This is a genomic window from Bacillus sp. 22-7, from assembly GCF_010628845.1.
GTDB classification, from domain to species: Bacteria; Bacillota; Bacilli; order Bacillales; family Cytobacillaceae; genus Cytobacillus; species Cytobacillus firmus_B.
On sequence record NZ_NJQY01000004.1, the window covers coordinates 269,183 to 283,114 of the forward strand.

Below are 13,932 nucleotides of genomic sequence, written 5' to 3' on the forward strand. Positions count from 1 at the left end.
TCTGAGTCTTGAAGTGGGGGTCTTACTGCCCGTTAGACTGCGATAAAATGCCTGCTCCCTGGTTAGGGGACAGGCATTTCTTTTTTTGGGAACTTTTACAATTCTGATGCGTATATAAGCTGAAGGGAGCTGATAAAGGTGAACCATGTTAAAGAATGCCCGAGATGCAAAGGGACAGAATTTGCAGAAGGCACTGACTATGTGGCAGTCAGGCCATTGAATAAAAAACTTTCAACTGGATCTCTGAAGATCTTTCGCTTTTGTTTAAGCTGCGGGGAGATTGTTTCTATCAGAGTTGAAAATCCAGGCAAGTTTAGAAGCCAGTGATGGGAAAAGAGGCTGCATGAGAGCTCCATGAATCATCCTTTGTGCATCTCTTCCTCCACCAGCCCGCATTACTATTTCCTCCGCTTAAGCAGCTGTAAATCAATGTACAGCTGGCATCTTGTATTAAAGTCGTCAAAATCGATTGAAGTCAGGTCAGTAATTTGTTTCATCCGGTATTTTAATGTATTGGTATGGATGAAAAGCTGCTCAGCTGTCGGCTTGAGGCGGCAGTTGTTCAATAAATAGACTTCAAGCGTCTTCAGCAGGCTGGTTTGGCTCTCCAGGTCTTTTTTCTGCAGCTTCATAAGATCTTCATTAACATAATTGGTCTTGCTGTTATGCTGGGCGATCGGTTCCAGGTAACGGAACACCCAGAGCTTTTTATATTCATAGGGCAGTTCTTCAGGCGAGCCAATGAATTTGGCGGCTTTGATGACCTCCAGGGCCTCTCGATAGCTTTTGCGCAGCTTTAGGATGGAGGAATACTCTCCTCCGATTCCCGCATACACAGTCTGCTGCCTGAATTGGCTTAGGACGGTATTGGTTAATTCGTGTGCGTCTTCTGAAAGGCTGCCGGGTGCAGGGGAGCTGCTGCCGATCATTACGATGATCTCATGCTGATTCGTAAAGATATAAGCAGGATGGCTGAGCGCATTAGCGAACAGCCGAACGGTTTCATTTAATTCAGCAAACATCTCTTCATCTCCCTGAACGACCGTAAATACATTGATGATAAAAGCCTCCGGGAGGATGATTTTGACATTGGCAGCTTCCCATTTAATCTGATCTTCGGTCTGATACGTACGATCAATGATTTTTTGATAAAATTGATGTTTTTCTTCTTCTTTACGGAGCTTCTTCAGGTTTTTCTGATATAAAAGCTTTCCAATATGGAAGGAAACGTCATGCAGAAATTTCATTTCGCTTTCAGACAGGAAACCGTCTAATTCCTGAACCCAGATAAATCCAAGTATCTGCTCTTTATATTTTGCGCTTACAACTACACGCTGGTTAAGGCCGATTTCTTCCATCTTCTTAATTCTGAAAGGCTCAGGGATTGTCTTTAACTGGTCAACAATGCCTTCATCCATAAATTTCTCCAAAATGGGAATCGGCCATCTCTTCGAAAAAATAGTCTGCTGGTTCGCCAAATCAAAATGCTCAATATAATACGAGCTATAAGCCAGCAGCGAGAATTGCTCATCCTCGATGACAACAGGCTTCTTCAAAAAAGTGCTGACCATTTCTGTAATCTCATCAATATCAGTCAAAGTAAGGATTTTCTCCAGCGGCTGGCTCATTAAGCTCCCTCCTCATTATTGCTGTTCTTATTATAGTGAAAAACGGTGACAGGCACCACCCGAATTTTGTGGTATAGAAAAAGGACCGGGCATTTTCTTAGCCCAGTCCTGATTAGTCTAGTTTATTTTAAGGATTTTTCAAAGTCAGCAAACTGTTTCTCAACTTCTGCAGATGGCTTCTCAGTCAGAAGACTCACCACGATGATGGCGATTAAGCTGGCAGCAAAGCCAGGGATCATTTCATAGAGGAAGTCGGATAATCCGGCTTGAGACCAAATGATGACGGTGCTGGCACCTATGATCATCCCTGCTAGTGCTCCCCATCTTGTCATGCGTTTCCAGTATAAGCTGAGAATGATAAGCGGTCCGAAAGCAGATCCGAAACCAGCCCAAGCATAACCCACAAGGTCCAGAATCGTTTCATTTTTCTCCCATGAGATAAATAATGCAATGACAGAAACCAGCAATACAGATAATCTTCCTATTGTAACCAATTCTTTATCTGTAGCTGAGCGGCGGAAGAATGTCTTATATAAATCTTCCGTTAATGAGCTTGATGTGACTAGCAGCTGTGATGAGATGGTACTCATGATAGCTGCAAGGATTGCCGAGATTAAAAAGCCTGTAATGATCGGGTGGAATAATACCTCGCCAAGGAGGATGAAGATCGTTTCGGGATCTTCGATGCTAATTCCGGTATCCGCCACATAAGCAATTCCCACAAAACCAGTCAGCATAGCGCCAATACTTGAGAAAATCATCCAGCCCATCCCAATGCGGGTGGCTTTTTTGATTTCTTTAACTGAACTGATAGCCATAAAGCGGACGATAATATGTGGCTGTCCAAAGTAGCCAAGACCCCATGCAAAAAGGGATACGATGCCTAATAGGCTTGTCCCTTTAAAGATATCAAGGAAAGCTGGATTGATTGTTCTGGCAGTATCAATTGCCGGCCCAAATCCTCCTACATGGAAAAGGGTTACGATTGGGACAAGAATGAGGGCGAGGAACATAATCAAGCCCTGAACAAAGTCTGTCCAGCTAACCGCAAGAAATCCTCCAAATAGTGTATACGCAACCACAACACCTGTAATGATCCATAAACCTGTATGGTAATCCAGCCCGAAAGTGCTCTGGAATAAAACGCCCCCGGAAACCATGCCTGATGATACATAAAAGGTAAAGAAAATTAAGATAACTAATCCTGAAATCAGGCGAAGGATTTTGGAAGCATCCCCGAACCGGTTTTCTAAATAACCGGGAATCGTAATAGAATCATTGGCTACCTCAGTATATGTGCGAAGCCTTGGTGCCACATAGATCCAGTTTGCCCATGCCCCGAGAGTCAAGCCGATGACAATCCAGGAAGCGCTTAGGCCAGTGGCATACATGGCTCCTGGAAGGCCCATCAAAAGCCATCCGCTCATATCGGAAGCACCCGCACTTAAAGCGGTTACCGCAGGACCCAATGTCCGTCCTCCGAGCATGTAATCTGATAGATTGGAAGTCCGTTTATACGCATAATAGCCAATCCAAAGCATTCCAATCATATACACGGTAATGGATATAATTAATGCATAATCCATTTTGTCAGCCTCCTTTTTGTTGGTTTTACAAAATATTTAGATAAAATAAGCGATGAGAAAGCAGTGGTTTGCTTTCTCATTACCTAGAAATCATGACTGGTTTCTTTTTATTATAGTTATATTTTAATATTTTGGAAGAAAAATATTATTTCTTGAAAATGCCCTTAAAAGCAAATGCAATATTAGCCGGCCGTTCAGCAAGCCTTCTCATGAAATAGCCGTACCAGTCCATGCCGTATGGTACATAGACACGCATCTTATAGCCTTGCTTTGCCAGCTCCAGCTGTGTTTTATTCCTCATGCCATAAAGCATTTGAAACTCGAAACGGTCGTTTGAAATGTTATGCTTCTTTGCTAATTCTTTTGTGTACTCGATGATCTGGTCATCGTGGGAAGCTATTGCTGTATAGTTTCCGTTTAAGAGACTTTGTTCTATTAATTTCTTATAGTTTTCATCAACATCTGTCTTCTCAGGAAATGCGTGCTCAGGTGCTTCTTTATATGCCCCTTTTACCATTCTTAAGAACGGCTGGTATTTCCCCAGATCCTCCAGGTCCTTTTCAGTCCGGTACAGGTACGCCTGCAGAACGGTGCTTACACAGCTGTACTTTTCTTTAAACTGTTTAAACAAATCGATCGTTGCCTGGCAGCGCGGCACATCTTCCATATCGATTGTCACCATGATCTTATGCTTCTCGGCAGTATCAAGAATTCTGGTCATGTTTTTCACAACAAGATCATGATCAATATCCAGACCAAGAGAAGTCATTTTCAGGGATACTTGTGAATCCAGTCCTTCTTTGCTGATCATTTCAATGGTTGAAATACATTCCTCTGTCCGTTCATTTGCCACTTCAACAGAATCAACAAATTCTCCCAAATGATCCACTGTTACAGAAAGTCCCTGATTATTCAGATCCCTGATAAATCGGACGCTGCTTTTGAAATCAACCCCGCCTATTAATTTTCCTGCTGCAAAACTTCCGCCTCTATTCTGGGCGATTTTATTCAGTAAGCTATTTTTAGATAAATATAGGAAAAAGTCCCTTGTAATCGCTTCCATTTCAACAAGCACCTCCAATGGTTGTATCTTTAGATTAATCTTACAATTCTGTGACAAGTTACGACAATGTTCATAAAAAACAAAGATTCAATCAATCTATTGTTGACAGAAGACAATGAAAGGCTGCATTTTCCATATTCCGCTCCAAATTAATATGTAAGAAAAGTTTCCATATTATTGTTTACAATGACAAGCATTTGTATTTAAATAGTAATATAGTTTTGAATATTTATTTATTTCAGAAAATGGGGGTTAAAAAATGAGAAAGCAGTTAAAGAAATTTGCTCAATTTACAGCATTGTCCAGTTTGCTTGTCCTCTCTGCATGCGGCGGCAACCAGGCTGCAGGGGATGAGGATGGGAAGAGCAGTGGAGGAGCTGTTAAAGCGGATATTGGAGTTATTTCCTATATCAGCGGGCCGGGTGCAGCTTATGGTGAAGCTATCACAAATGGCTTAAAGCTGGCACAGGAAGAAATCAATGGCAAGGGAGAAGTCAAGATTAACCTTGTAACTGAGGATTCTGCCGGTAAGCAGGATCAGGCATTGACAGCAGCGCAAAAGCTTATGAATTCCGAGAATGTGACAGCCATTATCGGGCCAACCTTAAGCACAGAAATGAACGTAGTCGGTCCTGAAGCCGACCTCAACGGAGTGCCGATCATGGGAACTTCAACAACGGCAGAAGGAATTCCGCAAATTGGGGATTATGTCTTCCGCAACTCACTGCCTGAAGCATTGGCGATTCCGGCTGCAATAGATAAAGCCATTGAAAAATATGATGCTAAAAAAGTAGCAATTCTATATGGAAATGATGATGTTTTTACAAAATCGGGCTTTGACACAATGAAAAAAGCAGCGGAAGAGAAGGGCCTTGAAATCTTAACGATTGAAACGTTCCAAAAAGGCCAATCAGATTATAATGCTCAGCTGACAAAAATTAAAGGCTTAAAGCCGGACCTAATTCTGGCGTCTGCTCTATACAATGAAGGTGCAGTCATCATGGATCAGGCCAGGAAAATGGGCATTGATGTTCCGTTTGTCGGAGGAAACGGCTTTAATTCTCCTGAGGTCATCAATATTGCAGGGGATGCAGCAAATGGCCTGATTGTGGCAACTCCATGGTACGGTGAAAAAGAAGATGATAAGGTCAAGGAATTTGTAAGCAAATATGAAAAGGAATACGGCAAAAAGCCGGATCAGTTTGCAGCACAGGCATACGATGCTCTGTACATAATGGCTGAGGCATTGAAGAATGCCGGTGAAGCTGACCGTGATGCACTTCGGGATGCTCTGGCCGAGGTCAAGGGCTTTAATGGAATTCTTGGAGAGTTCTCTTTCGATGAAGAAGGAGATGTCGTGATGGATCCGACCGTTTTAGTTATTGAAGAAGGAGCATTTAAGGAATTTAATTAAAAAGCTGCGAAAGTGAAGCTCTGGCGCCTTCAGTGCCAGAGCTTACTTTTAAGAAAATTAGAGTAAGCAGGTGAATGCCGTGTTAATCGAACAATTAATAAACGGAATTACCCTTGGCAGCATTTATGCCATTGTTGCACTTGGGTTTACATTGGTTTTCGGGGTGCTTGGGATTATCAATATGGCACACGGAGAAATTTTTATGTTCGGAGCCTTCATTGGCGTTGTTGTCACTTCCACTTTTAAAGGGCCGCTTTGGCTGGCTTTTCTGGCTGCAATTGCGGTAACTGCTGCAATGGGATATCTGCTTGAACGATTTGCCCTGAGACCGCTCCGGAATAAACAGGGTGTATCCCATCTGGCGCCATTGATCAGCACTATTGGTGTATCGATACTGCTGGAAAACCTGTCCCACCATATTTTTGGACCGGGCAACCATCCTTTCCGTGCTTCTTTCGCGGAAATCAGCTTCCAGATCGGTTCGATAACTGTGTATCTTGTGCAGATTGTCATCTTTGTCATATCCGTCCTGCTCATGTACGCCCTTTCTTTTTGGCTTGGCAAAACAAAGGCAGGAAAAGCCTTAAGAGCAACTGCTGAAAATCTGGAAACAGCAAGCCTTCTTGGTGTTGATGTCAAAAGAACAATTACAATGACGGTTATCATCGCATCGGCAATGGGCGGAATCGCCGGTATCCTTGTCGGGATGGCCTTTAACTCTGTAACGCCGCAGATGGGTTTATCCATTGGGCTAAAAGGACTTGCCATCATCATTCTTGGGGGCATGGGGAATGTCAAGGGAGCGATGGCAGGAGGACTTATTCTTGGTCTGGCCGAAACCTTTGTCGTTGTTTACGGCGATTCAGGTTACAAAGATGCAATCGCTTTTGCGGCCATCATCATCATACTTCTCATCAGGCCACAGGGATTGTTTGGCCAAAAAATTTCAGCGTAAGAAGGTGAAATCATGCTTGCAGAATTAATAAATCCATATTATTTACAGGTAGCTTCTTTTATATTAATCAACATTATATTAGGGGTTAGTATTTATATTACTCTATCAACTGGACAGCTTTCGCTAGCCAACGCAGGATTTATGGGGATCGGTGCCTATACATCTGCACTATTGACGCTGAATTTTGACCTTCCGATTATTGTGGGCATACTGGCCGGCACTTTATTGGCAGGTGTTTTCGGAATCCTGATCGGGATACCGACATTAAGGCTTCAGGGTGTTTATCTCGCCATTGTTACCCTTGGGTTTGGAGAGGTTATCCGCGTTATTTTTGTAAACTGGGAGTCTATGACAAAGGGAGCTGTCGGTTTATCAGGCATACCGCATATGGGCCGTGAGCTGCTGAATACATTAAAAGACTTAGGCTTTGATCCGAAAATACTTGGGCTTCAAAATAACCAGTTTGTGTTTCTGGCTATCTTCCTCATTTTATTAGGGGTGACAATCAGCATCATCGCATTTTTCAGAAGGCAGAACCGCTCAAGAGTAGGACGGGCTTTCGCAGCGATTAAGCTGGATGAAAAAGCTGCAGAATCAATGGGCATCAATATCACGTATTATAAGGTCCTGGCATTTGCACAGGGGGCCCTGGTAGCGGGTTTTGCAGGTGCACTGTTTGCCCATGTTCTTGCGTACATAAGTCCTGCCGATTTTGCCTATCACCGTGCCGTTGAGATTCTGATTTTTGCCGTTTTCGGGGGAAGCGAAGTAATCTGGGGACCGGTGTTTGGGGCGCTCTTTCTAACTGTAATGCCGGAAGTGCTCCGATTTATCAGCGAATACCGCTACATGATTTACGGTCTGATCATTATTATTATGATGGCAGTCAGACCGCAGGGATTAATTGATGTAAATATTTTAAACTGGGTCAAGCTAAAAACATCAAAGAGGAGGCAAAAGCATGGTACTTCAAGTCAAAAAAGCATGTAAAAACTTTGGCGGGCTGAGTGCCCTGTCTGATGTCTCGTTCTCTATAAATCAAGGTGAGATCTTTGGGCTGATTGGTCCGAATGGAGCGGGGAAGACCACGATGTTCAATCTGATTACATCAATGTTCACTCCTACCTCAGGCGAGATCATCTTTAATGAAGACAATATCAATGGCTTAAAGCCGCATCTGATCACGAAAAAAGGCATTTGCAGGACATTCCAGAATATTCGCCTGTTTCCGCAGATGACAGCAGAAGAAAACGTGATGGTTGGGGAGCACTGCCGAAGCAAATCAGGGGTTTTCAGCAGTGTATTCAGGACAAAATCACAGCGGCAGGAAGAAGAGAGAATCCGCAGCAAAGCGAATGAACTATTAGAGTTTGTGGGGCTCGGCGGGTTCGCGGAAACTGTATCAGACAGTCTTGCATACGGCCAGCAAAGAAGGCTGGAGATTGCCCGTGCCCTGGCCAGCTCTCCTAAATTGCTTCTGCTCGATGAACCGGCAGCCGGAATGAATGAAACAGAAACAAGCGAATTATTTCACCTCATTAAAAGAATTCAGGAACAGGGCATTACGGTCCTCCTGATTGAGCATGATATGCCGCTTGTCATGAAATTATGCGACCGTATTGCCGTCCTAAATTTCGGCAAGAAGATTGCTGAAGGCACACCTGCTGAAATCCAGAATAATCCTGATGTCATCGAAGCCTATCTCGGCAGTGAGGAGGAGGATATGTATGCTTAAGGTAAATGGGATTAACGCTTTTTACGGGAAAATCCAGGTTCTTAAAAACATCAGCCTCGAAGTGGAAGAAGGCAGTATTGTTACGATCCTTGGCGCAAATGGTGCAGGGAAGACAACGACCATGAAGACCATTTCCGGAATGCTTAAGCCTCAAGCCGGCAGCATTCAATTTCAGGGGCAGGATGTAACGGGACTTCGGCCGGACCAGCTCCTGCGCAAAGGGATTGCCCTTGTTCCGGAAGGCCGCCAGATTCTTTCCGGAATGACAGTGCTTGAAAACCTGGAAATGGGGGCATACCACCGGAAGGATAATGAAATTGACCAGGATATTAAGAACGTAATGGAGCGTTTCCCCATCCTCGAAGAAAGGCAGAAACAGCTTGGCGGAACATTATCCGGCGGACAGCAGCAGATGCTGGCCATTGCTAGGGCCATTCTCAGCAAACCAAAGCTGCTTCTTCTGGACGAACCGTCAATGGGACTGGCCCCTCTGATCGTGGCTGACATCTTTAAAATTATAAAAGAAATTAATGAAGCGGGCACGACTGTTCTATTGGTTGAACAGAATGCAAGGCAGGCCCTGAAAATATCCGATTACGGATACGTTTTGGAAACAGGCAAAATGGTTGCTGAAGGAAGTTCAGAGAAGCTTCTGAATGATCCGCGCATCATGGAAGCATACCTGGGGCGCAAATCAAGCTAAAGATAAAAGGCCGAATCTTTTGATTTGGCCTTTTATCTTTTTACCTAATGCATTATGATAATAACGGAAATCAACGTGCAAAAACCGGAGGACAAATGAATAAGAGAAAGAAAATCTTAAAAAGGATAATGATAACTTTATTAATTCTCGGCGTATTTCTATTTTTAAACAACAGCTCTCTGCTTACAAAAGAAAGAAACGATAAGCCGCTCCTGCTCGCTCATAGAGGAATGGCACAGACCTTTCATATGGAAGGGATCACAGGAGAGACGTGTACGGCTGAAAGAATTTACGAGCCTGAGCATAACTTTCTTGAGAATACGATTCCTTCCATGGAAGCAGCTTTTGAGGCAGGGGCAGATATAGTCGAACTGGATATCCAGCTTACAAAGGATGGACAATTTGCGGTGTTCCATGATTGGACCCTGGATTGCCGGACAAATGCAAAAGGAAATACGAGAGAGTATACAATGGAGGAATTAAAAAAGCTGGACATTGGATACGGCTATACAGCCGATCACGGTAAAACCCATCCGTTTCGCGGTAAGGGAATCGGAATGATGCCAAGCCTGGATGAAGTCATGAAAGAGTTCCCGAAAGGAGATCTCTTAATCCATATTAAAAGCAATGACTCCCAGGAAGGAGTAAAGCTTGCTGAATACCTGTCGATATTTCCAGCAGACAGATTGGAGAAAATAACTGTATATGGAGGAGACAATCCAATTGCCGCACTGAAGGAAGAAATGCCTGGAATGCGGGCTATGTCTAAGGCTACATTGAAAGATTGCCTCCTGCCATATATAGGTGCGGGATGGACAGGTTATGTGCCAAATGCCTGCAAAAACACACAGGTTCATATTCCTGAATCATATACAAAGCTGCTGTGGGGATGGCCAAATAAGTTCTTAAACCGAATGGATGAGGCAGGTACAAGAGTTATAGTGGTTGCCGGGGATGGCAGCTGGTCGGAAGGCTTTGACAGACCGGAAGACCTAAAACGGCTCCCTGAGAGCTATTCAGGAGGCATCTGGACAAACAGGATTGAGCTGATTGCCCCAGTATATAGGAAAGAATAGACGTCTGGTCTGATCCAGGCGTTTTTAAATTTTTTTAACGGAATTATTTAAAAATTTTGTAAAAAGGATTATGATATGGATAGGGTTATTTAGTTTGCCGAAGGATTTTAAGAGTATTATTATACATATATTAACTGCAATTACAGCTTGGGGGACTATAAATGGCGAAAGTATTGGCATTTCTTAAGCCTTACCGGATAGCGGTGGCTATAGCTCTGTCATTAATGCTGACGGAGCTTGCTGTTGAGCTTATTCAGCCATTATTAATGGCAAAAATCATAGATGAAGGCATCCTGCAGAATGATCTTCAGGAGATCCTGAAGTGGGGAGGGATCATGCTGGCTGCTTCTTTTGCGGCTTTTGCGGCTGGAGTCATCAATTCCTTTTATGCTGCACATGTCAGCCAGAGCTTCGGTTTTGATGTAAGGAAAAGCTTATATGACAAGGTTCAATCCTTCTCCTTTGCCAACTTTAATCTTTTTCCGACCTCTTCATTAATTACCCGTATGACGAATGATATTACGCAGCTTCAGAATACTGTTTTTATGAGCCTTCGAATCATGATGAGAGCGCCTCTCTTAATCATCGGCGGCCTGATCATGGCATTTGTGGTAGATGTAAAGCTTGCACTTATCTTATCAGCTGTTGCCCCTTTCCTTTTTCTATTTCTGTTTTGGGTCATGGGAAAAGGCGGCGCGCTTTTTAAGGCAGTCCAGGAAAAGCTTGATTCTGTGAATAGCGTCATGCAGGAGAACCTGACGGGGATCAGGCTAATTAAAGCGTTTGTCCGCAGAAATCATGAAGTGAAACGCTTCGCACGCACAAATGAGGATCTCAGAGATGGAACCGTTAAAGCATTGCGCCTGATGGAAGTGACCATGCCTGTTCTGCTTTTCATTATGAATCTTAGTATTCTTGGAGTCCTTTGGTTTGGCAGCATACAGGTAAATGCAGGGGATGTAAAGGTAGGCGAGGTAGTTGCGATTGTGAACTATGCAACCAGAATAACGGCCGCCTTCTCCATTTTCTCCTGGATTATCATGGCATTTTCCAGGGCGAGGGCATCAGCAAACCGTGTAACAGAGGTACTGGACACTGAAGTGGATTTAACAGACAGTCAAGAATCTCATGATAGGAAGGGCTTAACAGTGAGCCGAGGGGAAATTCACTTTAAAGATGTATCTTTTAAATATCCAGGCACTTCAGAGAAGGTACTCGATGGCATCAGTTTTATCATCCATCCCGGGGAAACAGTGGCAATAATGGGTGCAACAGGCTCCGGGAAGACCTCTTTATTCCAGCTTATCCCCCGCCTTTATGATGTGACCGGCGGGAGAGTTGAAATTGATGGGCGGGATGTAAGGGAATTGAAAATGGAGAACCTCCGCAGGAAAATCGGTTTTGTTCCTCAGGAAGCCCTGCTCTTTACAGGCAGTGTGAAAGAAAACATATCATGGGGAAAAGAAGATGCAGCGATGGAGGAAATCACTGAAGCAGCGGTCAATGCGCAGATACATGAAACCATCATGAAGCTTCCGCAGGGTTATGAAACAAGAGTGGGGCAAAAGGGAGTTAACTTATCCGGCGGGCAAAAACAGCGTCTTTCCATTGCCCGGGCGCTTGTACGAAAGCCTAAAATCCTTCTTCTTGATGACAGCACAAGTGCGCTGGATATGAAAACAGAAGCAAAACTTCTGAATTCATTGAAACAATATACCTGTACAACCATGATTATTACGCAGAAAATCAGTACAGCCATGGAAGCAGACAGAATCCTGTTGCTTGAGGATGGGGTGCTTCTTGCTGAGGGAGACCACGAGACTCTTCTTAAAACATCCGGATTGTATAAGCGAATTTTTCAATCCCAGTCTGGAGAGGAGAACAGAAACTATGCTTAAACACTTTAAAGAACCTTTCCAGCATAAAAGAATTCCTCTTGAGCTGAATGGTGAATTTACAAAAGGGAAAAAGCCCAAGTCTGAAAACATGGGGGCCACACTAAAAAGAATTTGGTCCTATTTAGCCTATAATAAGGGTTTGTTATATCTCGTTTTATTCATGGTGGTCATCAGCTCGGCAATGGGGCTGCTTGGCCCCTATTTAGTCGGAATGGCTATTGACGATTATATTGTCACAAAGAACAGCGATGGATTTATCGCTTTACTGATCTGGCTTGGCGTCATTTATGTGTTGAACTCGCTTGCCCTCTGGTTTCAGAATTATTGGATGATCGGCATCGCACAGGAAACGGTTTTTACGATGAGAACGAAGCTTTTTGGCCACTTGCACAGGCTGCCTATTCCGTTCTTTGACAAGCGGCAGCAGGGGGAACTGATGAGCAGGGTTACAAACGATATTGAAAATGTCAGCTCGACTCTGAACAGTTCAGTGATACAGGTCTTTTCCAGCCTGCTGACATTGATTGGCACTGTCTCTGTTATGCTTTGGCTAAGTCCTTTGCTGACGCTCATTACCCTGATCATTGTGCCGCTGATGTTCTTGGGAATGAAATGGATTACAGCACGGACAGGAAGGCTGTTCAAAGAGCAGCAGAAGAATCTTGGAGAGCTGAACGGTTTTATTGAAGAAACCATATCAGGGCAAAGGATCATCAAGACCTTTTCTCAGGAACAGAAAGTGATGGCCGAGTTTCGGGAAAAAGGGGAAAAACTTAAGCTGGCAGGGTTCTGGGCTCAAACTTATTCCGGGTTTATCCCGAAGCTGATGAATGTCCTGAACAACTTGAGCTTTGCCATTATCGCCGGGGCAGGGGGCATTTTTGCCCTGAATGGGATGATCTCAATCGGTGTGATTGTCATATTCACAGAGTATTCCCGCCAATTTACACGTCCGCTTAATGACCTGGCAAACCAATTTAACACCCTTCTATCTGCGCTTGCCGGAGCAGAGCGGGTATTCGACATCATGGATGAGGATGAAGAATTCCGAAATGAAGAGCAGCTGAAAGAGCTTGCCGAAGTGAAAGGCGAGGTCGAATTCCAGGATGTTTCTTTTTCGTATGAAGAAGACGGAAATACGGTAAGAAACGTAAACCTCCATGTCAAAGCAGGCCAGACCGCTGCTTTCGTTGGTCCGACAGGTGCAGGAAAGACCACCATGATCAATTTGCTCTCCCGCTTTTATGAACGGGACTCAGGCCGTATTTTAATTGACGGTGAAGATATCGCAAATGTGAAAAAAGAAAGCCTTAGAAAGCATATGGGATTTGTCCTGCAGGATTCATTTCTTTTCCGCGGCACTGTGCGTGAAAATATCCGCTACGGCAGGCTGGAAGCTTCAGAAGAAGAAGTGGTGGAGGCGGCTAAGCTTGCCAATGCCCATTCATTTATCGTGAAACTGCCGCAGCAGTATGATACAGTGCTGAGTCAGGAAGGAAATGGCATCAGTCAGGGGCAAAAGCAGCTTCTTTCCATTGCACGTGCATTTTTGGCCAACCCGGACATCTTAGTTCTGGATGAAGCCACAAGCAGCATTGATACGGTGACAGAGCTTAAAATTCAGGATGCCCTTCAGGAGCTGATGAAAGGAAGGACCAGCTTTGTCATTGCCCACCGTTTGAACACCATTCAAAATGCGGATAAAATTTTTGTTCTGGAAGAGGGCAGGATTATTGAGGAAGGAACACATGAATCACTGCTTGAACAGGAGGGCTTTTATTACCGGCTGCATGGTAAAGCGGCAGCAGGGGCAAATGCTTGAAGTCAATGGCTATTCCAACACAAAAGGCGGACTTGATTACGATCAAATCCGC

11 protein-coding genes are annotated in these 13,932 nt (G+C 44.1%); 8 read left to right on the top strand and 3 right to left on the bottom strand.

Annotated elements, in window-relative coordinates:
- Positions 1-398: 398 nt before the first annotated feature.
- The 3 genes from CE058_RS03245 to CE058_RS03255 all read right to left on the bottom strand — a co-directional run bounded on the left by CE058_RS03245 (position 399) and on the right by CE058_RS03255 (position 4,277).
- Positions 399-1,628 carry a PucR family transcriptional regulator gene (locus CE058_RS03245; RefSeq protein WP_163140270.1) on the bottom strand — a complete coding sequence of 410 codons (1,230 nt, stop codon included), beginning with the start codon at positions 1,626-1,628 and terminating at the stop codon, positions 399-401.
- Positions 1,629-1,750: 122 nt separating this feature from the next.
- Positions 1,751-3,214, bottom strand: a complete 1,464-nt coding sequence (gene putP, locus CE058_RS03250) for a sodium/proline symporter PutP (RefSeq protein ID WP_048011755.1) — start codon at positions 3,212-3,214, stop codon at positions 1,751-1,753.
- A 145-nt stretch (positions 3,215-3,359) separates the two neighbouring features.
- A complete protein-coding gene (locus CE058_RS03255; RefSeq protein WP_163140272.1) occupies positions 3,360-4,277 on the bottom strand; it encodes a proline dehydrogenase family protein in 918 nt (305 codons plus the stop codon).
- 259 nt (positions 4,278-4,536) lie between these two features.
- Between CE058_RS03255 and CE058_RS03260 the strand changes: the two genes are divergently transcribed.
- The 8 genes from CE058_RS03260 (at position 4,537) to CE058_RS03295 (ending at position 13,880) form a co-directional block, all read left to right on the top strand.
- Positions 4,537-5,691, top strand: a complete 1,155-nt coding sequence (locus tag CE058_RS03260) for an ABC transporter substrate-binding protein (protein WP_048011757.1) — start codon at positions 4,537-4,539, stop codon at positions 5,689-5,691.
- Between the two features lie 79 nt (positions 5,692-5,770).
- A complete protein-coding gene (locus tag CE058_RS03265; protein ID WP_048011758.1) occupies positions 5,771-6,646 on the top strand; it encodes a branched-chain amino acid ABC transporter permease in 876 nt (291 codons plus the stop codon).
- Between the two features lie 12 nt (positions 6,647-6,658).
- Positions 6,659-7,636: a branched-chain amino acid ABC transporter permease gene (locus CE058_RS03270; protein WP_048011759.1), complete on the top strand. Its 978-nt coding sequence runs from the start codon at positions 6,659-6,661 to the stop codon at positions 7,634-7,636.
- Positions 7,608-8,381: an ABC transporter ATP-binding protein gene (locus tag CE058_RS03275; protein ID WP_048011760.1), complete on the top strand. Its 774-nt coding sequence runs from the start codon at positions 7,608-7,610 to the stop codon at positions 8,379-8,381. Before CE058_RS03270 ends, CE058_RS03275 begins: the two co-directional genes overlap by 29 nt.
- Positions 8,374-9,084: an ABC transporter ATP-binding protein gene (locus CE058_RS03280; protein WP_048011761.1), complete on the top strand. Its 711-nt coding sequence runs from the start codon at positions 8,374-8,376 to the stop codon at positions 9,082-9,084. The genes CE058_RS03275 and CE058_RS03280 overlap by 8 nt, the downstream gene beginning before the upstream one ends.
- Positions 9,085-9,179: 95 nt before the next feature.
- Positions 9,180-10,160, top strand: coding sequence for a glycerophosphodiester phosphodiesterase family protein (locus CE058_RS03285; protein ID WP_048011762.1), 981 nt, complete (start codon positions 9,180-9,182; stop codon positions 10,158-10,160).
- A gap of 161 nt (positions 10,161-10,321) precedes the next feature.
- Complete coding sequence (locus CE058_RS03290; RefSeq protein ID WP_048011763.1) at positions 10,322-12,058, top strand: ABC transporter ATP-binding protein; 1,737 nt, start codon at positions 10,322-10,324, stop codon at positions 12,056-12,058.
- On the top strand, positions 12,051-13,880 hold the full coding sequence (locus CE058_RS03295; RefSeq protein WP_048011764.1) for an ABC transporter ATP-binding protein: 1,830 nt from the start codon (positions 12,051-12,053) through the stop codon (positions 13,878-13,880). Before CE058_RS03290 ends, CE058_RS03295 begins: the two co-directional genes overlap by 8 nt.
- The last annotated feature ends 52 nt before the right edge of the window (positions 13,881-13,932 follow it).

Coding starts and splice junctions, on each gene's coding strand:
- CE058_RS03280 (WP_048011761.1), top strand. CDS start 8,374: ATGCTTAAGGTAAATGGGATTAACGCTTTTTACGGGAAAATCCAGGTT.
- CE058_RS03245 (WP_163140270.1), bottom strand. CDS start 1,628: ATGAGCCAGCCGCTGGAGAAAATCCTTACTTTGACTGATATTGATGAG.
- CE058_RS03275 (WP_048011760.1), top strand. CDS start 7,608: ATGGTACTTCAAGTCAAAAAAGCATGTAAAAACTTTGGCGGGCTGAGT.
- CE058_RS03295 (WP_048011764.1), top strand. CDS start 12,051: ATGCTTAAACACTTTAAAGAACCTTTCCAGCATAAAAGAATTCCTCTT.
- CE058_RS03260 (WP_048011757.1), top strand. CDS start 4,537: ATGAGAAAGCAGTTAAAGAAATTTGCTCAATTTACAGCATTGTCCAGT.
- CE058_RS03255 (WP_163140272.1), bottom strand. CDS start 4,277: ATGGAAGCGATTACAAGGGACTTTTTCCTATATTTATCTAAAAATAGC.
- CE058_RS03285 (WP_048011762.1), top strand. CDS start 9,180: ATGAATAAGAGAAAGAAAATCTTAAAAAGGATAATGATAACTTTATTA.
- putP (WP_048011755.1), bottom strand. CDS start 3,214: ATGGATTATGCATTAATTATATCCATTACCGTGTATATGATTGGAATG.
- CE058_RS03270 (WP_048011759.1), top strand. CDS start 6,659: ATGCTTGCAGAATTAATAAATCCATATTATTTACAGGTAGCTTCTTTT.
- CE058_RS03290 (WP_048011763.1), top strand. CDS start 10,322: ATGGCGAAAGTATTGGCATTTCTTAAGCCTTACCGGATAGCGGTGGCT.